The sequence below is a fragment of the Priestia sp. TRN 1309 genome (genome assembly GCF_050846875.1).
GTDB lineage: Bacteria > Bacillota > Bacilli > Bacillales > Bacillaceae_H > Priestia > Priestia zanthoxyli.
The window spans coordinates 172,401-192,002 of sequence record NZ_JBOZGM010000005.1; the positions used below are offsets into that span (position 1 = coordinate 172,401).

Consider the following 19,602-nt stretch of genomic DNA (forward strand, 5'->3'; position numbering starts at 1 on the left):
TTATTCATTTCTGTAAGCAAGAAGCTCTTGTAGCTCTTTATTCGAAAGTTCTGTTACCCATTGATCTCCTTGGATGAGTTCATTGTTTAGATGTTGTTTTTGATTGATCACTTCATCAATTTTTTCTTCAATCGTTCCTCTTGTAATGAATTTATGAACATGAACAAATTTATTCTGACCAATGCGATGGGCCCGATCGGTTGCCTGGTTTTCAACGGCTGGGTTCCACCATCGGTCAAAATGAATAACGTGATTTGCAGCTGTTAAATTCAATCCAGTTCCACCTGCGCGAAGAGAAAGGATAAAGGTGGCTTTTTTCCTTGCTTGAAATTGAGCAACCATTTCATCTCTTTGCTCTTTTGACAAGCTTCCGTGAAGGAATAAAACCGGCTCGTTGATTTCTTTTTCTAAGGTTCGTTGTAGCATGAGTCCTGTTTCAATATACTGAGTAAAGATTAAACAGCTTTCTTGCTGTGTGCGAATGCTCTCTACGAGTTCAATAATTTTTTCACTTTTATGAGATCGCCGTACCGTTTGTTTAGCTGCACTTTCCTTTAAGTACAAAGCTGGATGATTGCATAATAATTTTAGCTTATTTAGTGTTTGCAAAATCATGCCTTTTCGTTCAAATCCTGTTTTTTCCTCTGTTTCTTGAAGCATTTCTTGAACTAGCTCCTGGTAAAGTGAAGCTTGTTCCGCTGTCAGCGGGATATATTCTTTTTGTTCTTGTTTATCAGGCAGTGAGCGGGCGATGCTTTTATCTTGTTTTGTTCTTCTCAATAAGAAAGGTTGAATGAGTGCTTTAAGCTCAACAGTTCGTTCAGGTTTCTCGCCTTTTTCAATGCCGGCTACAAATCGGTTTTTAAATGAATTGATTGTTCCTAAGTAACCGGGATTGATGAATTCAAATAATGACCATAGTTCCAGCAGACGGTTTTCAATTGGAGTTCCAGTAAGCGCAATTTTGTGTCTTCCTTGCAGCTGACGAATGGCTCTCGCCTGTTTAGTCTGCGGGTTTTTAACATGTTGCGCTTCGTCTAAGGAAATGCTGTTCCATATAAACCCTTTCAACAATTCGACATCCAAAAGGGCAACTTGATAAGTCGTAATCACCACGTCAGTACTTTCACATATCTTCTCAAATGCATCTCCGCCGGTTCTTTTCGGCCCGTAATGAACATGAACACGAAGAGAAGGGGCAAATTTCTGTAATTCTTTTTCCCAGTTTCCAATTAAAGAAGTTGGGCAAACGATAAGAGAAGGAAAGCTATGTAACTGATGAATGTTTGTTAAATAACTAATTAATTGAATGGTTTTACCTAGCCCCATGTCATCTGCTAGACATCCTCCTAAGTTAAACTTTCTCAAAAACATGAGCCAATTCAAGCCTTGCTGCTGATAAGGTCTTAATATCCCTTTAAATTCAGAGGGAGGCAGCACTTCCGGCAGCCGTTCTAAATCCGTTAAGGATGTAATAAATGATTGAAAGGAAGCGGGGAGTTGGAATTCAACTTTTACCTCTTCTTCATCAGTTTTACTGTCTGCCATGTAGGTTAGCTTCGTTTTTAAAATTTCATGAATTGAGACGCCTTTTTTACTAGCTTCTTTAACAATTTTCTGCGCTTGTTTAATTAATCTAGAATCCAGTTGAATCCACTGTCCGTTAATAGATAATAATCGGCGTTTTTGTTCGACTAATTTCCGAAACTCTTCTTCTGAAAAAGTTTGATCGCCAATAGAAAATGACCAGCGGAAGCTGCTGATAGCTTGTTTACCAAACAATGCAGATGAAGTATTTTCTATAGCGCCAGATACTTTTATGGTGGCTTTTTTTAATGATTCCCACCAGCTTGGCAAATGGATAGAGACACCTTGTTCAATCAATGCTGCACTATCTTGAGTTAGAAATTCCCATACTTCCTCATCTGTTAGGACAGACTGAATAAACGCTCCTTTTTGGTATAAAGTAGGAGCCGATGCTTTCCATCGTTCGTGTTCGTAAGCGATATATGATTCGTAGTGATTCCACTCTTTAGGAAGTGTTCTTCCCAGTATAAAAGGTTCTTTGGCTTCATCGTGGGGAATCACAAATGTTTCAGCCGTCCATACATCTCCATCGGTCGTTGGCTCTACAACACGCAATGAAAGGTCAAAGGGAGGATTATAGCTCTCGCCTCCTATGCTTATTAAAAAGTCTTTTCCTTCTTTTTTTAATAGGCTCTCTTTAATTTGTGCTCGCCACTCTTGCTCATCAGCTTGTGAAAGCGATCCAGTCATTTGTTTTTTTAAAGGAAGAGAATGAAATTTCCCTTGGATAATCTTCTTTGTCATATCGACTGCAATTTGCTGATAATCTTCCGCTGAAGCGGACAAAGCCGGTTTCAACACATGCTGTTGAATAGGTGATTGTATGAAAGTGAACATTTGCCATGCAGAAAGAAGAATTCCTTTTTTTCCATTAATCTCAACCTGTGTAGCTTCACTTCCGTAATAGGTCTGTTCATGCCATAGAAACAGCGCATCTTTCCATGTATCAGGGAGCAAAATTTGGCCGCTAGGTGATACACAGTAGAGAAAAAAGTCATCGTGTACAGGTTCGACTTCAAGTGTTAAATGAAACAAATCAAACATTCAGTAAATCTCCTTTTTCTAATAGTTGTTGAAATGCGCGCTGTTTCTTCGTTTTTATCGCTAATTCTTCTATATAATGTTCCCATAGTAGAGAGCGATTCATTTGTAGATAAAGTCTTTTTAATTCTTGTAAGTAGATATAGGCTTCTTGATAACTGCTTTTCTTTTTTTCATAAATCAGCTTTGAAATCATTTGATGATAAAGAGGAATAACCAGCTTTTCATCTTTTTGTTTTAAGGTCTCTATCGTTTGCTCGTCATATTTAATGCTGTCATATTGAAGAAGCACCTGTAATTCAACCCATTTTTTTAATTGGTTAGAAGCATATAGAAAATCACTGTATTCAATAAAACTATAGGGAAGTAATGTTTGCAATGCTTCAGTATACAAAGTTTGCTCGTTCGTTAAGTCTTTATAGTGCTGAAATAAATTTACAATCATGGAGACCATATTTCGGCTTCCTTGATAAGTAGTTGGAACGGTGCGTACGTAATCTCCTATATAGGTCATTATATAAGAGCCCCACTGAGCAAAGCGGTCAGTTTCTTTTTCGTGCAATAAATCATTTAACCAAGGGATAAGATAGGGAATCATTTGTAATGTTCCATCGCTCAAACGTTCTTTTGCTTCTCTATCTTTTTCTTGAAGAAATAAAAGATAGGAAAGAGCTGTATTATTTATAAAAGAACCATGCTTGGCTTTTAATTCGCGTTCCTCATTTTTTCGCCATCTTTCTAACGTGAAGACTTTTTGCCAAATAACGCGATAAATTTCAATACGCTCATATTGTAAAGGCATATCATTATGCAATAATTCTCGGATGTATGGGATGCTGTCCTCTATAATAGATAATGCATCCCGATCGTATTTCGTTTGCTTTAATGAATCAGCGGTAGCATAAATTTCATTTGTTATTTTGTAGACGTGACTATATACGAATGATTCCTCGATGTTAGTAGAAAGCTGATGTGCCTGTAATTGAGCTGATAGTTTATAAAATGTATGAACCGCTCCATACATACAAAATAAAGCATAAAGCAGTGGATGCTCAGGAGCTTTTTTCACTAAAGAACGGTAATAGTACTGATAATATTCATGATAAATGGACCGGTCATTTTCGTTCCGCCCCTGCATAAAAAGCGTATACTGCTCCTCAAAAGTTTGTCTCCACTCTTGAAAAGTTGCCTTGGGTTTTTTTAACACTTGTTTGGCAGATAGCATAGTCAAAGCTTCTTTCTCATGGTTTCGCCATTCTTTGAATAGGGGCGAAAGCGGTTCTATTAATGAATACATATAAAAAAACGCTGCAAAGCAGTGTTCACAAAATCCGTTATGCTGACAAGAACAGGTACTTTCAGGGAGCAGCTGTTTGTTTAGTTCAACATAAAACGAATCGATTTTAACGTTTAATATCTGTTCATCATTGTGCAAAATGAAGAATGAATGGGTACGGTAAAGGTCTAGTCCTGCTTGGGCATTTGTACGATAGCTTGCATCACTGTACGGGAAATGATGTATAAATTGGTGCTGTAAGTGATCTGAAAACGAACTCATAATCCCATTCCTTTCTATACATAAGTGGAACATAAAATTATATTTATAAGTGATTAATTTTCTTTTCATTATAAATGATAAAAATAGAATTATACAAAATCTTTTGTTATGATAAAGCAGAATCCAACATGACTCTTTATAAAAAGAAATGGATTCAACATGACTTTGTGTACATACTCAATCGAAGACTTACTATACTATAACCAATAAGCACGATTGACATTGACAGGAGGAAAAGTAAGTGAAAATTCGTAAAGCTATTATTCCAGCAGCTGGATTAGGGACACGCTTTTTGCCGGCTACAAAAGCACAGCCTAAAGAAATGCTGCCAATTGTAGATAAACCAACGATTCAATACATTGTGGAAGAAGCAGTAGCATCAGGTATTGAAGATATTTTAATTGTAAGCGGTCGCGGAAAACGAGCAATCGAGGATCATTTTGATAAATCATATGAGCTAGAAGAAACATTAGCGGCAAAGGAAAAGTGGGACATGCTTGAAGAAGTGCAGGGGATTTCGAATTTGGCTAATGTTCACTACATTCGTCAAAAGGAACCTAAAGGATTAGGTCATGCCATTCACTGTGCAAGAAGTTTTATCGGAGATGAACCGTTTGCTGTTATGCTAGGGGATGATGTAGTTCAATCAGAAACACCTTGTTTGAAACAGTTAATGGACGTATACGAAAAATATGAATGCGCTGTAGTTGGTGTACAGGAGGTGCCTAGGAAAGAAACCTCAAAGTACGGAATTGTAGGCCCTAAAGGAGAGCCTCTTGAAAAAGGATTATTAGACGTAGAAACGCTCGTTGAAAAACCGAATCCAGAAGATGCCCCTTCAGGCTATGCAATTATGGGGCGCTATATTTTAACACCGGAAATTTTTGATATCTTAAGCAGAGAAGAGATTGGTGCAGGTGGAGAAATTCAATTAACAGATGCTATTTTACGTCTGAATGAATTTCAACGTGTTCTTGCTTATTATTTCGAAGGAAAACGTTATGATGTTGGAGATAAATTTGGATTCATTAAAGCAACAATTGATTTAGCCTTACAAAGAGAACCGCTGCGAGAAGAGTTAGTGAGCTATTTTAGAGAAATTGTCGAAAAAGAAGGGCATATGTAAAAATAGATTTACTAGGAGAACTATTGGGAATCATGGAGATTTTCAATAGTTCTTTTGGGTTAGAGCCCGTTGTACAAAAGATGGTTATATCGTTTATTGATGAATTCTCATAAAATGTTACATAATAATAAGTAAAAGAAATTATTTCATGTTTTTATATAAATGCTATCATGAAATGACATTTTTCGATATAATATCAGATAGGTTTTATTTATTAAGCATGTCATATAAAGGAGATTTTCTGCAATGACAAAGAAATTGTGTGTAGTTGGTTTAGGATATATAGGTTTACCGACAGCTGTTATGTTTGCCAATCACGGCTTATATGTACATGGTGTTGACGTAAATGAAAAAGCAGTAGAATTAATTAAAAATAAGCAACTTCATATAGAAGAAAATGGCTTACAAGAACGTTTAGAATCAGCAGTTGACAACGGCCACTTTACGGTAGGCACAACAGCTGAAGAGGCGGATATTTTTATTATTGCTGTACCATCACCAATTAATGAAGATAAAACGGCAAACTTGAACTATGTTCGAGAAGCGACAAAATCAATTGTTCCTTACGTTCGTAAAGGAAATTTAGTTATTTTAGAATCCACAGTTCCTCCGCGTACAGTAGAAGACGTTATGCTACCTGTGCTAAAAGAAACTGGTTTAGAATTAGGCAGTGAGTTATTTGTTTCTCACTCACCTGAACGTGTTATTCCAGGAAAAGTATTTGAGGAACTAGTAAATAATGACCGTATTGTCGGTGGTATTAACGAAGAGTCCAGTCGCTTGACTGTTGAGCTTTATAAAACATTTGTAAAAGGAAATATTCACGTAACGGATGCTACAACAGCTGAAATGGTGAAAGTAATTGAAAACACATATCGTGATGTGAACATTGCCTTTGCAAATGAGCTGGCAAAAATCAGTGAAAAAATTGGTGTAAATGCGTGGGAAGCGATTAAGTTAGCGAACTATCATCCACGTGTAAACATCCATTTACCAGGTCCTGGTGTAGGCGGCCACTGTATTGCTGTTGACCCTTGGTTCTTAACGGAGCTTCAGCCAGAACTTGCGAAAATTATTTCTCTTTCTCGTCAGACAAATGATTCAATGCCTGAATATACAGCATTAAAAACGAAAAGCCTACTAGATGAGAAGGGCATTCAACATGGACGTGTAGCTGTTTTAGGTTTAGCTTTTAAAGGAAATATTGATGATATGCGTGAAAGTCCATCAACGGATGTGCTTCATCACTTAGAAAAGCTAGGTGTTGATTACACAGCATTTGATCCTCATATCAAAGAGAATAAAATCGAACGTCAAACGCAAAGTTTGGATGAAGCTGTTGCACATGCAGATGTGATTCTTATTTTAACAGATCATAATGAGTTCAAAGAGCTTCTTCCATCAGCTGTTGAAAATCATATGCGTACAAAGATTATTTTTGATACGAAAAACTGCATTCAGCGTGATCAATGGAAAGCAGCAGGCTTTGACGTAGTGTTACTTGGTGATTCAAAAGTTTCTACTTTATAAAAAGACGGGCTGAACAGCCTGTCTTTCGTTTGTAAAAAACTAAAAAATCAACATACGGGTGATTTAATGAAGGAAAACATCTTAGGAATAGACGTTTGTAGCGACACGTACGATGAGCTAGCGGCAAAGTTACTTCAGGATATAGATAAAGGCCGAAAATCATTTATTGTAGCAATCAATCCTGAAAAAATTATGAAAGCACAAGAAGATCAGGAACTAAAGTCACTGTTAAATCAAGCGACTTATCAAATTCCAGATGGAATCGGTGTGATTTTAGCTTCAAAGCTCAAAAAGGGACGTATTCGTGAGCGTGTAACGGGTATTGATATGATGCTGAAGCTGTGCAAAGAAGCAACTAATAACGGTAAAAGAATTTTTTTATACGGAGCCAAGCCTGGCATTGCAGATGAAGCCAAAGCTAAATTGGAAGAGATGTTTCCAGGGATTTTAATTGTTGGAACATTAAATGGCTATGAAAAAAATGAAGAAGTCATTGAACGTACGATTAATGATTCAGGAGCAGAAATTGTGTTTGTCGCTTTAGGCAGTCCAGCGCAAGAAAATTGGATTATTGCTCATAAAGAAAAACTCAATCCTTCTGTTTATCAAGGCGTAGGCGGCTCGTTTGATGTTATTTCAGGACGATTGAACCGGGCACCGGCTGTTTTTCAAAAATTTGGTTTAGAGTGGCTTTATCGACTATTAAAAGAACCATGGAGATGGAAGCGTCAGTTAGAATTGCCTAGGTTTCTTCTTCGAGTGTTAAGAGGTTAAAAAAGCATGCGGATTATATCCGCATGCTTTTTATTTTTAGATATCTTCTTTTTTGTTTTGTTGCTTGATTTCATCCGTTAGTTCGTGCAAGCTCTGGCGCACATTTCCTTTTCCAGAAAAGTTCTCAATCAATTCCTTTACATCTATACCTGAGGATGCTTTCAGCGATTCTTGAAGAGAAGACATTAAATTTGTTGCATAACCAGTCACTTTATTAGCTCCGCTGTTTTCACCGTTGCTTCCTGTATCCACAACCGTAATTTTATCGATATTTGCTAAAGGACTTGCAACTTGTTTTGCATATTCAGGAAGCATTTTGATAATCATATCTAAAATAGCCGCTTGACCAAACTGCTCGAATGCTTCCGCAACTTTTTGTTTAGCCTCTGCTTCTGCTAAACCTTTTAAGCGGATAATCTCAGCTTCAGATTCACCTTGGGCACGCTGAGCGTCAGCTTTTGCTAAACCATCAATTCGAACGCGTTCAGCTTCAGCTTTAGCCATTGCTTCAATTCGATATTTGTTGGCGTCAGCTTCCGCAAGCTGTTTTGCTTTTTCAGCTTCTGCGGATTGCTCAACAGAGTAACGATCTGCATCTGCTTTCTTTTTTACTTCAGAATCGTATTGACGCTCACGACGAAGAATTTCTTTTTCTTCTAATTCAATTTGTTTCTGACGTTCAATAATGCGGATTTGCATTTCTTGTTCTGTTACATCTTGTTTCGCGCGAGCTGTTTCTAGATCATACGCTTGGTCAGCACGAGCTTTGGCAATATCTTGTTCGCGACGATATTCAGCGGTTTTTAATTGATTCATTTTTTCAGCTTCCGCGATTTCTGTATTTCGCTCAAGCTCCGCTTTTTGGGCATCTTTATGAGCCTCGGCACGCTTGATTCTTGTTTCTTTTTCAGCTTCCGCTGTTGCAATGTCAGCATCTCGCTTAACTTGAGCAATACGAGGCTTCCCTAGCGATTCTAGATAGCCGTTCTTATCCCGAACGTCTTTAATTGTAAACGATACAATAATTAATCCCATTTTAGCTAGATCTTGTGAAGCTACGCGCTGTACTTCTTGAGAGAATTTTTCACGGTTTTTATAAATTTCTTCGACCGTCATAGAACCAAGAATCGAACGAAGGTGACCTTCTAAGACTTCTCTAGCTTCGGTTTCACGATCTTCTTTTGCTTTGCCCAAAAACTGCTCAGCGGCCGTTGCGATTTCTGAAATAGAACCTCCAATTTTGATGATTGATACCCCATCAGCCATAACTGGAACACCTTGTTCTGTATATACTTCAGGTGTAGATACTTCCAGTTTGCTTGACAACAAGCTCAGAGGCTCAGCCTGCTGAAAAACTGGCAGCACAAACGTACCGCCGCCGCGAACAATTTTAATGCGGTTTCCGGATTCATCGACGTGCACGTTTTTATTTCCGAGATAGCTCCCTGTTACAATTAACGCTTCATCTGGACCTGCTGTACGGTATTTTGTAATAAATACGGCAATCAGCGCAATTAATAAAAAAACAACAATTCCAACGACAACTAATATAGGTGTTGAAAACATAAAACTCCCCCTAATACTATTTATAATGAGTGATTGGTCATAACTTCTTCGTAAATCACAACGAGTGCGTTGCCCCTTTGTATATCTACCACAAGCACTTTGCTGCCTAAAGGTATAGCAGTGTTTTTAAAGCTGGCAGCGGGTTTGGAGATCGTGCCGCTAACCCCTTCGATAAATACTTCTCCATAACCATCTGCAGGAACGGAAGTAATAATGGTACCAAGTCTTCCTTTTAACGAATCTTCAGTAAAAGCAAGAGACTCTTCAGCCGATGATAAAGGAATCAATACGAAAACGTTGAGCAAAATAACGAGTAGAAGGGCAATAAGAGCGGAAATCGAAATAATCCAATAATTTTGCAATGACGTATAGGTGAACAAATATCCACTGGCACTAAAGAATGTTAAAAAAGAAAAAAGAAGAGTGGGGTTAAAAAAAGGTATCGCTTCAGATAATCCATCTAACAAATCGCTAAATAAAATGTATAAGAAGGTGAGACTTCCGCAGATAATTAATCCATACAAATACACTGTTTGAACAGATAGACCAAACATAGTTCATTCAACACCCCCTTTATGTAAGATGATTGATACTGTTTCTACTATGTATTACGAACCGTATCAAAAAAAAGTTTCATTTTTTTGATAAAATTCCTTTTTTTGTTTAATTTTATCTCTGTCCATTTCACTATATTTTAACTTTTAAATGATATAAGATAAGGACAACGATTCAGCGAATGTGGTTTGAAGTAGTGGACATGCATAGGTCAAAAGTTTGTTCATATAATGAGTGGGGCCATGTGAAATAAAAATAAAGGTTTAAATATGCTTAATAAAAAGGAAAAAGAGTTAAAGATGACGAATAAATTAGACGAAAAGGGGGGAGTTCGCTTATATTTTAATAAAATATAGTAAAGAAAATGTTCTACATAAAATAACCACATAAGAATAAAGTAAATCAGCTGTTTATACACCAAAAAATACAGTTCTTTTCTATTAATAGTTTGTAAATGTGCTAATTTTTGAGAATAAATTTCTATTTAAGTAGTAGAATCATTGTGATATAATCCATTTTGGGAATAAGTAAGTAATTATTGTTATACGCAATTTGAAATACTATCCAATTATATAAAGTTGGATACATTTTTTATGGTTTTGGTTAACATAAACCTGAGGAGGGTCTCCATGCTATATTTGACCTTGTTTATTTGTTTTATTACATCTATTCTGATCACTCCGCTGGTTAAGAAGCTGGCGTTTAAAATAGGTGCAACGGATAAACCAAATCAACGAAAAGTTCATCAAAAAATTATGCCTCGCCTTGGAGGTTTGGCGATATTTTTTAGTTTTCTTATTGGATACCTCGTTTTACAGCCTGACAGTAAATATGCGCTGCCGATTTTAATCGGAAGCATCATTATCATCATTACCGGTGTCTTAGATGATATGATTGAGCTATCCGCTAAAATTAAATTAGGCGGTCAGCTAGTAGCGACATTAATTGTTGTTGTATACGGTGGAGTCCAAATTGACTTCATTAACTTGCCGTTTGGCGGAAAATTAGAATTCGGAATGTTAAGTATTCCAATTACGGTATTATGGATTGTAGGAATTACCAATGCTATTAATTTAATTGATGGATTGGATGGATTAGCTGCCGGCGTTTCCTCTATTGTATTGATTACCATCTCTGGTATGGCTATTATGATGGGTAATGTGTTTGTGACAAGCATGGGTTTCATCGTATTGGGAAGTACGCTCGGATTTTTGTTTTACAACTTTCACCCCGCTAAGATTTTCATGGGCGATACAGGAGCACTATTTTTAGGCTATATGATTTCTGTATTGTCTCTGTTAGGATTTAAAAATGTAGCGGTTATTTCCTTCATTGTTCCAGTTATTATTTTAGGGGTACCAATTTCAGATACGTTCTTTGCTATTATTCGCCGAATCGTAAAAAATCAACCGCTATCGGCTCCTGATAAATCTCATTTGCATCATTGCTTGTTGCGCTTAGGGTACAGCCATAGACAAACGGTTTTAATTATTTATGGAATGAGTGCGATATTTGGCTTAGCGGCAGTTATCTTTTCAAAGGTACAAACAATGTGGGGGTCTTTTCTTGTACTAGCTATCCTCCTTGTGGCGATTGAAATTATCGTTGAAAAAATAGGATTAGTTGATAAGACATATAGGCCAATTCTTAACATGGTTCGTGGGCTTCGTTTAAAAAATTAATTAAAAAGACCTCTTGCATATCCAAGAGGTCTTTTTAATTATTCTGTTGTATCTGAAGTTGATTCAATGCCTAAATGCTTGCGGAGCTTTTCACTTACTTTTTCCACTGAATCATTGTCTAGTTTGAAGTAGTAAACGCCGTTAATTTTTTCATCGCTACCGTCTAAGTTAATGGTTTCGATGTCTACTTTTTTCGAAGCGTAATCATAAAACGAAAGCATTTCACCGAACATTAAATTCGTTTTCATATTATCGCCAACAGCTTCGATAAGATTGCCATATTTATTAAGTGATCCAATGGAAGCAGCTTTTTTAATCATGGCTTCGATCAACTGCTGCTGTCTTTTTCCTCGCTCAATATCGTTGTCTTGTTTTCGTGTTCGAGCAACAGCTAACGCTTCTTCACCATTTAAATGTTGGTTTCCTGGTTTTAAGACAATAGCATTATGACGATCTTTTGAGTCCTTTTCACTCATCGCATAAGGTACATCAAAATCGATTCCCCCAAGTGAGTCTACAATGTCTGTGAAAGCTTTAAAATTCACTTTAACATAGTAATCAACAGGGACATTAAACAGCTGTTCTACCGTTTCTACAGTTGCTTTTGGACCTCCGTACGCATGCGCATGCGTAATTTTATCTTTTTTGTTCACTTCAGGTATATAAACCCGCGAATCTCGAGGTATGCTTACAAGCTTTACGGTTTTATTTGTTTCGTTAAAGGTCGCCAAAATCAAAGCATCTGTACGGGCTGATTTTCCGAACTTCCTGGTTTCACTGTCATCTACGCCCATAAATAAAATGGATATATCATCTTTTTTGGGATCGATTTTACGATCACGCATAGGAGAGTTATCGCGATCTCCAAGTCCTTCATAAGAATCAGAAGCTACTGTTTTAGCCTTAACAAATAAATAAGAGCCATAAGCGGTTGCAGAAAGCCCTAAAATAAGGATAGGTAACAGAAAAAATGTAAAAAGCCTTCGTTTTCTTTTCCGTTTGTTTACTCTTTTTTGAAAACGTCTATATTGAGCCATACGGTTTCTCCTTTTATTCGTATATTCGAACACTTATTGTGACACTTAGTATGTGTTATAAATTGGAATGTATGAATCAAACTCGTCAAAGCTATGCGTCTTTACGAGGTTTTTACTCATTGACAAGTAGCGCAACCATCAGAATAGTTGCGCTATTTATCAATTGTACAATGTTTTTTAATAAGAGTAAATAATTCATTCTACATCTTCTTCTAAATAGGTCGTCTCACCTGCTCGAATATCTGCTTGGCCGTTTGTTAGCTCGGTCATCCATTCAATAAATGCTTCTGTTTGAGCTTCCTCTACAAATGTTTCAATCTCTACCATGTCTGCGTAGTGGATTTCTTTTAATAGATAAACGGAACTGCGAAGCTCATTTTCTAATTTTCCAAGCCATGTATAGTCGACGGTTGTATGCATAACCGCCATGAGAGTTCGTTTGACTGTACCTAATTCATTTAACGCTTCGGAAACGGATTTTCCATACGCGCGCACCAATCCACCTGCGCCCAATTTAATACCTCCGAAATAGCGCGTAACGACGACTACCGTATCTTTTAAGCCTCTCTTTTTAAGCACTTCTAACATTGGTACGCCTGCTGTTCCACTTGGTTCTCCATCATCGTTTGCTTTTTGAAATTGATCTCGTTCTCCAATTAGGTAAGCTGAACAGTTATGAGTAGCATTCCAGTGCTGTTTTTTAATGTCTTGAATAAATTGCTGAGCTTCTTCCTCAGTTGTTACACGTTTCATATGACAAATGAATCTAGATTTTTGAATAGTGATTTCATGTGAACCTTCTTGTTTTACGGTATAATATTGTGATAACAATCAAAAAATCCTCCTTAGCGTTATAAATAGAAGAAAAACGGGTATTTACGTACTGTTTACTTGCTATTAGTATAAAATGTTTATGAAAAGACATCAATTAATCAAATTCAACATCACTTAAACAAGCCATACAGAATATACGTTATAATAAAATAGTGTGCAGGCTTGTATAGCTAAATAATGAAATGATTTAAACAGGCAGTTAGTCACTGTTGAAGAGTGAGCGTAAATGGTAATCTATTCAAATAACGCGAGTCAAGCGTCGATTGATGTCGAGTTTGAGGGTACTAAAACAACCGTTACTTTTTGGATATAAAAAGTCAGATAGGGAGAAAATATGGATCTTATCCTCACAATTCAGATAGGTCATACGAATACTATATATAGCATGAACGTATAGACATTTCTCCGAATGTGAGTATAGTTTGGGGTGAGTAAATGTCGAAACATAAATTAACAAGCAAGGCACTTGATGAAATTTTTGAGAAGATTATTGGCACAGTGGGAGATAGTAAAAATGAAGTCTATCGCCTTTCTGAAGATGCCAGACAAGAATATCAGCAAATTAAAGAAGAGTTAGAAGTGTTAAAAGGAAAAGTTCTTGAGACGATAGAGCAAGGTGATAAATTGGAAACTCAGGCAAGGTTGGCTCGAAAGCGTTTGTCTGATGTGAGCCGACATTTTCAAATTTATTCAGAGCCTGAAGTAAAAGACGCTTATGAAAAAGCACACGAATTACAAACTAAGCTGCTGATGAATCAGCAAAGCGAATATCAGCTGCGTAATCGTCGAGATGAACTAGAAAGACGCTTGCTTACATTGGAAGAAACGATTAAACGTGCAGATCACTTAGTAGGTCAAATTTCCGTTGTGTTAAATTATTTAACAAGTGACTTAAAACAAGTAGGGGAAATAGTAGAAGATGCTATTCAAAAAGAGTATTTTGGCTTTCGGATTATTGAAGCTCAGGAAGAGGAACGGAAACGTTTGTCAAGAGAGATTCATGACGGCCCAGCTCAAATGCTTGCAAATGTTATGATGAGATCAGAATTAATTGACCGAATTTACCGGGAACGTAGTGCAAAAGAAGCAATGGAAGAAATTCGAGATTTACGAAAAATGGTTCGTTCTGCCCTATACGAAGTACGTCGAATTATATATGATTTAAGACCGATGGCACTTGACGACTTAGGTCTAATTCCGACGCTGCGTAAATATCTTGATACAATCGAAGATTATAACGAAGGCAAGCCTCGGATTACGTTTATTTCCATTGGACAAGAGAAGCGAACTGCTTCAAAATTAGAAGTAGCACTGTTTCGTCTAGTGCAAGAAGCTGTAACGAACGCATTAAAACATGCAGACGCGACGGAAATCCAGGTGAAGATAGAGTTCAACAATGAACACGCTATTTTGCTGGTCAAAGATGACGGCTGTGGTTTTAATCAAGAAGAGAAAAAAGAGAATTCGTTCGGCTTAATAGGAATGAAAGAGCGTGTTGATTTGTTAGATGGGACTATTTCTGTTCATTCGAAAATTAACCAAGGCACGCTTGTTATGATTAAAGTACCGATTATAGCCGCTTAAAAAGGCAGAGATATGTATATAAATAGGGGTCAATATAGAGTAAAACATTTGTTGTTCGATTTGGGGAGGAATCAAACATGCAGACAAGAATTATCATAATCGACGATCACCAATTATTCCGTGAAGGAGTAAAAAGAATTTTAGATTTCGAAAAAGATTTTGAAGTAGTTGCAGAAGGTGACGACGGTAGCGAAGTTATTGACCTTGTAGAAGAACATCAACCTGATGTTGTAATCATGGATATTAACATGCCGGCTGTGAATGGTGTAGAAGCTACGAAAAAGCTTGTAGAAGTAAATCCGGATGCTAAAGTTATTATCTTATCTATTCATGATGATGAGACGTATGTAACTCATGCCTTGCAAACAGGGGCACGAGGCTATCTGCTAAAAGAAATGGATGCGGATGCGTTAATTGAAGCGGTGAAAGTAGTTGCAGAAGGTGGTTCATATTTACACCCTAAAGTAACACATAGTTTAGTAAAAGAGTACCGTCGACTAGCAGCTCAAGGACAGTCGTCTTCTTATCCGCACGAACCAATTGAGATTCGCCGTCCACTGCATTTGCTAACACGTCGTGAGTGCGAAGTGCTACAATTGTTGGCTGATGGTAAAAGTAACCGAGGAATCGGAGAAGCATTATATATTAGTGAAAAAACCGTTAAAAACCATGTGAGTAATATTTTGCAAAAAATGAATGTAAATGATCGCACGCAAGCTGTTGTTGTGGCAATCAAAAACGGTTGGGTAGAAGTAAGATAAGTTCAAAAGTCCGATATACCGCTAGGTATATCGGACTTTTTTTTTCTTTTTATAACTTTTTTTGAAATTGTGGGTAAAAAGTCATGTGTAATGAGAGAGGAAACCAACCGATAAGTTAAGGGAAGAAGATATCTTCTAGGAAGGCGAAGGGTGATAGCTCTGTGCATTTACTCGTCCTTCAACTTTCGACAAAAGCATCCATACCTCAAAACAATGTCCATCCATTTGATGCAAGCTCTTGTAAAGGAAGGTCTTCAATACATTCAGATACATATGAGGTCGTAAAAGAATTTATTCAAACCTCAACTGGTATACTTTAAAAATTTAAGAGTTATAGCGCAACACATAGAAAATGGATTTAAAGAAGGCAAGAAGGTGATGAAGCTGAATTTTATAACGGAAGAATTAATCTATCATAAATCTCCTCAAGAGCTAACAGCTATGATGTATGAAAAATTTATTCAAAATATTGATGAAGCTGTTAGAGCAATTCAACACAGCGATTATTTTACAGCGAATGAAAAAATTAAACAGTGCAACGATATTTTATATCGTCTAGGAATTGGCTTAACATATCAAGCAGGTATTATTGCAGAGCAGTTAGATACCCTTTACAACTATATGTCTGAGAGATTAATTATGGCTAATTTAAAAAAAGATACGTTTATTTTATGTGAAGTTCAACAAATGATGAAGAAGCTTTCTAACGCTTGGAATGAAGTGTTAAAAGAGACGCCTAAAGTTACCTCTTCGCCCCGCAAAAACAAGCTGTCTTCTTATGAACAGCACATACGTATTACTCTTAGCTAAAGGATAATCATCATATCCACGCATCAGATGCCTCTCGAAACTTTTCAGCTAATCAAGCAAGCACATCTAAAAGTCTAAACTGAATGAAGTGTATACTAACAGAGAAAGGAGAGATACATAGTGGAGTTACAGCGAATTAACGGTCTTTCTTCTTCCGTGAATCTCATTAGAGAAAAAGAAGTAAGTAGTTCGGCTTCATTTACAGGAGTAATGGTAAAGAAACAAAAAGAACTGACCTATGAACATTTAACTCAAGTGATAAATAAAATTGAAGAACAGGGAAAGCAGTTAGTAAAAAGTCAAACTATTGATTCTTTGCGGAAATACAAGACGCTTGTGAAGCAGTTTATGAACGAAGTCGTTAAAAATAGTTTTGAACTGCATGAAGAAAGAGGATTTAACCACAGAGGAACGACTAAAGTATATAAGCTAGTGAAAGAAGTGGATACGAAACTAGTTGACTTGACAAATGATATCCTTCAAAAAGAAAAAGACAGTTTAAATTTACTCAAGCAGGTAGGGGAAATTCAAGGTTTGTTAATTAATATGTATACGTGAAGGAGCTTTTACTAATAGGTAAACCTCTCGTTACATGCATTTTAATCCTAAATGTTGTAGAATAGAGTGAAATTATTTTATATAACAAAGGATGGATCCCTATCTTATGAAAACAGCAATTATTACAGATAGTACCGCCTATATATCAGAGGAAATTCGATCAAACTATCATATACATATGGTACCGCTAAGCGTTATTTTTGGTGAAGAAACATATCGTGAAGAAGTAGATATGACTGCAAATCAATATTTTGAAAAAATTAAAGAAGCAAAAAATCTTCCAACCACTTCTCAGCCTGCTATTGGAGAATTTGTAGAGTTGTTTGAACAGTTAAAACGAGATCAGTTCGATGCTGCTATCGTTATTACGTTATCTAGTGGAATTAGCGGAACGTATCAGGGTGCTTTGACGGCAGGTAGCATGGTAGAAGACTTTGATGTGCACGTATTTGATTCAGAAATCAGCTGTATGGTTCAGGGCTTTTATGCGATTGAAGGAGCCGAGATGGTCCGATTAAATAAACATCCTGACGAAATCATTGCGCGTTTCGAAGAGATGAAACTATCAATGCGTGCGTATTTTATGGTAGATGATTTATCTCACTTACAGCGCGGAGGTCGCCTAAATGCTGCTCAGGCTATTATTGGCAGTCTTCTTCAAGTAAAGCCCGTGCTCCATTTTGAATCTAAAAAAATCGTTCCGTTTGAAAAAATTCGTACGCGTAAGCGAGCATTAAAACGAATTACCGAGCTTCTTGATGAAGATGCAAAAGAAAACGTACCTATGAAAGCTGTAGTTATTCATTCTAATCGTGAAAATGAAGCAAAAGAAATTCAACGAGATTTAGAACAAGAATATCCTCATATTGAATGGAGCCTTTCTTATTTTGGGGCTGTCATTGGCACGCATTTAGGTGAAGGTGCCATCGGTATAGGCTGGTATAAAAAGTAATCGAAAACCAAATCATTTGATTTGGTTTTTTTGCAGGAAAAAACACCTTTTTTTGCGTATATAGATGTGTACGATAAAAATGGAAAGGAATGAAGAGATGCTTTTTACTGTTAAACAAGAACTGCTAGATCCCGTTCAAGTGCCTAGTCCTGATGCTTTTCCTCTCTCTCAAATCGATACGTGGAGAACTCCACCTTTAAATCCTTCATACCCTTACTCTTTAGATCTTCAGCGCTCTTTAAGCGGAAAGCAGCTGCTACTCAATCAGACTCCCTATCCTTTACCCCTCATTCATGAACATTACCTAAACGGATATATTTCCTATCAAAAAGCAATAACCCAAAAAGAAAATCGATATAGATGCAACCGGTGTGGAAATGATAGCCCTTTTTATTTCGCTTCATTTCCATGCAGTAGATGTCACCAGAACTGCTACTATTGCCGAGCATGTATTGTAATGGGCAAAGTAAGTGAATGCACACCCTTTATAAACTGGGAAGGGCCAGCAAGTAATGTCCTGCCAAAAAGCAGCGTGATGAATTGGAAAGGCACGCTGTCTAAAGCTCAAGAACGTGCTTCAAATGAACTCATTCAAGCTATAAAAAAGGATGGAGAGCTGTTAATTTGGGCTGTTTGCGGAGCAGGAAAAACGGAAATTTTATTTAAAGGTATTGAATCCGCGTTGAACAGCGGAAAGAAAGTCTGTATTGCTACTCCAAGAACAGACGTGGTTATTGAGTTAAAGCCAAGAATTCAATCGGCATTTCCGGATATATCTGTGCTGGCTATGTATGGAGGCAGCGAAGACCGTTTTCATGAATCCTCTCTTATTATTTCCACCACTCATCAACTTTTGCATTATTATCAAGCATTCGATGTGCTGATTATTGACGAAGTAGATGCATTCCCATATTCAACAGAGCCTATGCTGCACTATGCTGTTGCAAAAGCAGCTAAACACGCTGCGTCAAAGATTTATTTAACAGCGACTCCAAGTGAATCATTAAAAAAAGACGTTGAGCAAGGAAAAAAACAAGTAGTTAAAATTCCAGCCCGCTATCACCGAATGCTTATTCCTGTTCCTCGGTTTGAATGGTGTGGCAATTGGAAGAAAAAAATAAAAACAGATACCTTGCCTGCTAATGTTGAGAAATGGGTAAAAAAAAGAATAGATGAAGGGAAACAATGCTTTGTCTTCGTCCCGCAAATTAAGTGGATTGCTCCGATCACAGACATGATTCGAAAGCTGACCGAAAAGGTAGACGGTGTCCATGCTGAAGATTCCCAGCGAAAAGAAAAAGTAATGAAATTTAGAGAAGGGCAGCTCGTTATTTTAGTAACGACAACCATATTGGAGCGAGGCGTAACGGTTCCCAACATAGATGTTGCAGTATTGGGAGCAGAAGAAACGATTTTTACTGAAAGTGCTCTTGTGCAGATTTCAGGAAGGGTGGGGAGGAGTGCTCAATTTCCAACGGGAGACGTGATCTTTTTTCATTATGGACAATCTCTGTCTATGCGAAAAGCAAAAGGACATATTGAACATATGAATGCTCTAGCTTATAAGGAAGGGCTGATTGATCGATGACAATATGTCTGATTTGTTTTGAACCTCTGGTCTCTTCTTTCGATTGGAGGTCATTATTA

Annotated in this window: 16 protein-coding genes; 10 read left to right on the forward strand and 6 right to left on the reverse strand. The window is 37.1% G+C overall.

The genetic code is table 11. From position 1 onward, the window contains the following. Both ACRPLQ_RS20380 and ACRPLQ_RS20385 read right to left on the reverse strand, forming a co-directional pair. Entirely contained in the window at positions 1-2,631 is a 2,631-nt protein-coding gene (locus ACRPLQ_RS20380; protein WP_432236258.1) for a DEAD/DEAH box helicase, read from the reverse strand. Beyond that, the gene (locus tag ACRPLQ_RS20385; RefSeq protein WP_098112245.1) at positions 2,624-4,186 is read right to left on the reverse strand and encodes a replication initiation protein; all 1,563 of its coding nucleotides are present in this window, start codon (positions 4,184-4,186) and stop codon (positions 2,624-2,626) included. The genes ACRPLQ_RS20380 and ACRPLQ_RS20385 overlap by 8 nt, the downstream gene beginning before the upstream one ends. A gap of 241 nt (positions 4,187-4,427) precedes the next feature. On the opposite strand from ACRPLQ_RS20385, the gene galU reads away from it, so the two are divergent. From galU to ACRPLQ_RS20400, 3 genes are all read left to right on the forward strand, one after another. After that, positions 4,428-5,312, forward strand: a complete 885-nt coding sequence (gene galU / locus ACRPLQ_RS20390; RefSeq protein ID WP_028412001.1) for a UTP--glucose-1-phosphate uridylyltransferase GalU — start codon at positions 4,428-4,430, stop codon at positions 5,310-5,312. 246 nt (positions 5,313-5,558) lie between these two features. Continuing rightward, positions 5,559-6,842 carry a nucleotide sugar dehydrogenase gene (locus tag ACRPLQ_RS20395; RefSeq protein WP_028412002.1) on the forward strand — a complete coding sequence of 428 codons (1,284 nt, stop codon included), beginning with the start codon at positions 5,559-5,561 and terminating at the stop codon, positions 6,840-6,842. A 66-nt stretch (positions 6,843-6,908) separates the two neighbouring features. Continuing rightward, entirely contained in the window at positions 6,909-7,616 is a 708-nt protein-coding gene (locus ACRPLQ_RS20400; protein ID WP_028412003.1) for a WecB/TagA/CpsF family glycosyltransferase, read from the forward strand. Between the two features lie 36 nt (positions 7,617-7,652). Here ACRPLQ_RS20400 and ACRPLQ_RS20405 read toward each other — a convergent pair whose 3' ends face one another. Together ACRPLQ_RS20405 and ACRPLQ_RS20410 are read right to left on the reverse strand one after the other, a co-directional pair. Then, positions 7,653-9,182 (reverse strand): flotillin family protein, encoded by a 1,530-nt coding sequence (locus ACRPLQ_RS20405; RefSeq protein ID WP_028412004.1) that lies wholly within the window; start codon positions 9,180-9,182, stop codon positions 7,653-7,655. Between the two features lie 20 nt (positions 9,183-9,202). Beyond that, positions 9,203-9,736, reverse strand: coding sequence for an NfeD family protein (locus ACRPLQ_RS20410; protein ID WP_013059777.1), 534 nt, complete (start codon positions 9,734-9,736; stop codon positions 9,203-9,205). 630 nt (positions 9,737-10,366) lie between these two features. Between ACRPLQ_RS20410 and ACRPLQ_RS20415 the strand changes: the two genes are divergently transcribed. Beyond that, on the forward strand, positions 10,367-11,419 hold the full coding sequence (locus ACRPLQ_RS20415) for a glycosyltransferase family 4 protein (RefSeq protein WP_013059776.1): 1,053 nt from the start codon (positions 10,367-10,369) through the stop codon (positions 11,417-11,419). A gap of 38 nt (positions 11,420-11,457) precedes the next feature. On the opposite strand, the gene ACRPLQ_RS20420 is transcribed toward ACRPLQ_RS20415, so the two are convergent. Next, a complete protein-coding gene (locus ACRPLQ_RS20420; protein ID WP_028412005.1) occupies positions 11,458-12,456 on the reverse strand; it encodes an LCP family protein in 999 nt (332 codons plus the stop codon). Positions 12,457-12,651: 195 nt separating this feature from the next. Further along, positions 12,652-13,287: a YigZ family protein gene (locus ACRPLQ_RS20425; RefSeq protein WP_028412006.1), complete on the reverse strand. Its 636-nt coding sequence runs from the start codon at positions 13,285-13,287 to the stop codon at positions 12,652-12,654. 438 nt (positions 13,288-13,725) lie between these two features. On the opposite strand from ACRPLQ_RS20425, the gene ACRPLQ_RS20430 reads away from it, so the two are divergent. The 6 genes from ACRPLQ_RS20430 (at position 13,726) to ACRPLQ_RS20455 (ending at position 19,543) form a co-directional block, all read left to right on the forward strand. Continuing rightward, on the forward strand, positions 13,726-14,874 hold the full coding sequence (locus tag ACRPLQ_RS20430; protein WP_013059773.1) for a sensor histidine kinase: 1,149 nt from the start codon (positions 13,726-13,728) through the stop codon (positions 14,872-14,874). A gap of 77 nt (positions 14,875-14,951) precedes the next feature. Continuing rightward, on the forward strand, positions 14,952-15,635 hold the full coding sequence (locus ACRPLQ_RS20435) for a response regulator (RefSeq protein WP_013059772.1): 684 nt from the start codon (positions 14,952-14,954) through the stop codon (positions 15,633-15,635). Positions 15,636-16,013: 378 nt separating this feature from the next. Beyond that, the gene (fliS, locus tag ACRPLQ_RS20440; protein ID WP_081732844.1) at positions 16,014-16,445 is read left to right on the forward strand and encodes a flagellar export chaperone FliS; all 432 of its coding nucleotides are present in this window, start codon (positions 16,014-16,016) and stop codon (positions 16,443-16,445) included. Positions 16,446-16,565: 120 nt separating this feature from the next. Next, complete coding sequence (locus ACRPLQ_RS20445; protein ID WP_028412008.1) at positions 16,566-17,003, forward strand: YaaR family protein; 438 nt, start codon at positions 16,566-16,568, stop codon at positions 17,001-17,003. Between the two features lie 106 nt (positions 17,004-17,109). Continuing rightward, entirely contained in the window at positions 17,110-17,955 is an 846-nt protein-coding gene (locus tag ACRPLQ_RS20450; protein WP_033580406.1) for a DegV family protein, read from the forward strand. Positions 17,956-18,052: 97 nt separating this feature from the next. Then, complete coding sequence (locus ACRPLQ_RS20455) at positions 18,053-19,543, forward strand: DEAD/DEAH box helicase (protein ID WP_321201866.1); 1,491 nt, start codon at positions 18,053-18,055, stop codon at positions 19,541-19,543. Positions 19,544-19,602: the final 59 nt, after the last annotated feature.

Coding starts and splice junctions, on each gene's coding strand:
- ACRPLQ_RS20380 (WP_432236258.1), bottom strand. CDS start 2,631: ATGTTTGATTTGTTTCATTTAACACTTGAAGTCGAACCTGTACACGAT.
- ACRPLQ_RS20385 (WP_098112245.1), bottom strand. CDS start 4,186: ATGAGTTCGTTTTCAGATCACTTACAGCACCAATTTATACATCATTTC.
- ACRPLQ_RS20395 (WP_028412002.1), top strand. CDS start 5,559: ATGACAAAGAAATTGTGTGTAGTTGGTTTAGGATATATAGGTTTACCG.
- ACRPLQ_RS20400 (WP_028412003.1), top strand. CDS start 6,909: ATGAAGGAAAACATCTTAGGAATAGACGTTTGTAGCGACACGTACGAT.
- ACRPLQ_RS20405 (WP_028412004.1), bottom strand. CDS start 9,182: ATGTTTTCAACACCTATATTAGTTGTCGTTGGAATTGTTGTTTTTTTA.
- ACRPLQ_RS20410 (WP_013059777.1), bottom strand. CDS start 9,736: ATGTTTGGTCTATCTGTTCAAACAGTGTATTTGTATGGATTAATTATC.
- ACRPLQ_RS20415 (WP_013059776.1), top strand. CDS start 10,367: ATGCTATATTTGACCTTGTTTATTTGTTTTATTACATCTATTCTGATC.
- ACRPLQ_RS20420 (WP_028412005.1), bottom strand. CDS start 12,456: ATGGCTCAATATAGACGTTTTCAAAAAAGAGTAAACAAACGGAAAAGA.
- ACRPLQ_RS20430 (WP_013059773.1), top strand. CDS start 13,726: ATGTCGAAACATAAATTAACAAGCAAGGCACTTGATGAAATTTTTGAG.
- ACRPLQ_RS20435 (WP_013059772.1), top strand. CDS start 14,952: ATGCAGACAAGAATTATCATAATCGACGATCACCAATTATTCCGTGAA.
- fliS (WP_081732844.1), top strand. CDS start 16,014: ATGAAGCTGAATTTTATAACGGAAGAATTAATCTATCATAAATCTCCT.
- ACRPLQ_RS20450 (WP_033580406.1), top strand. CDS start 17,110: ATGAAAACAGCAATTATTACAGATAGTACCGCCTATATATCAGAGGAA.
- ACRPLQ_RS20455 (WP_321201866.1), top strand. CDS start 18,053: ATGCTTTTTACTGTTAAACAAGAACTGCTAGATCCCGTTCAAGTGCCT.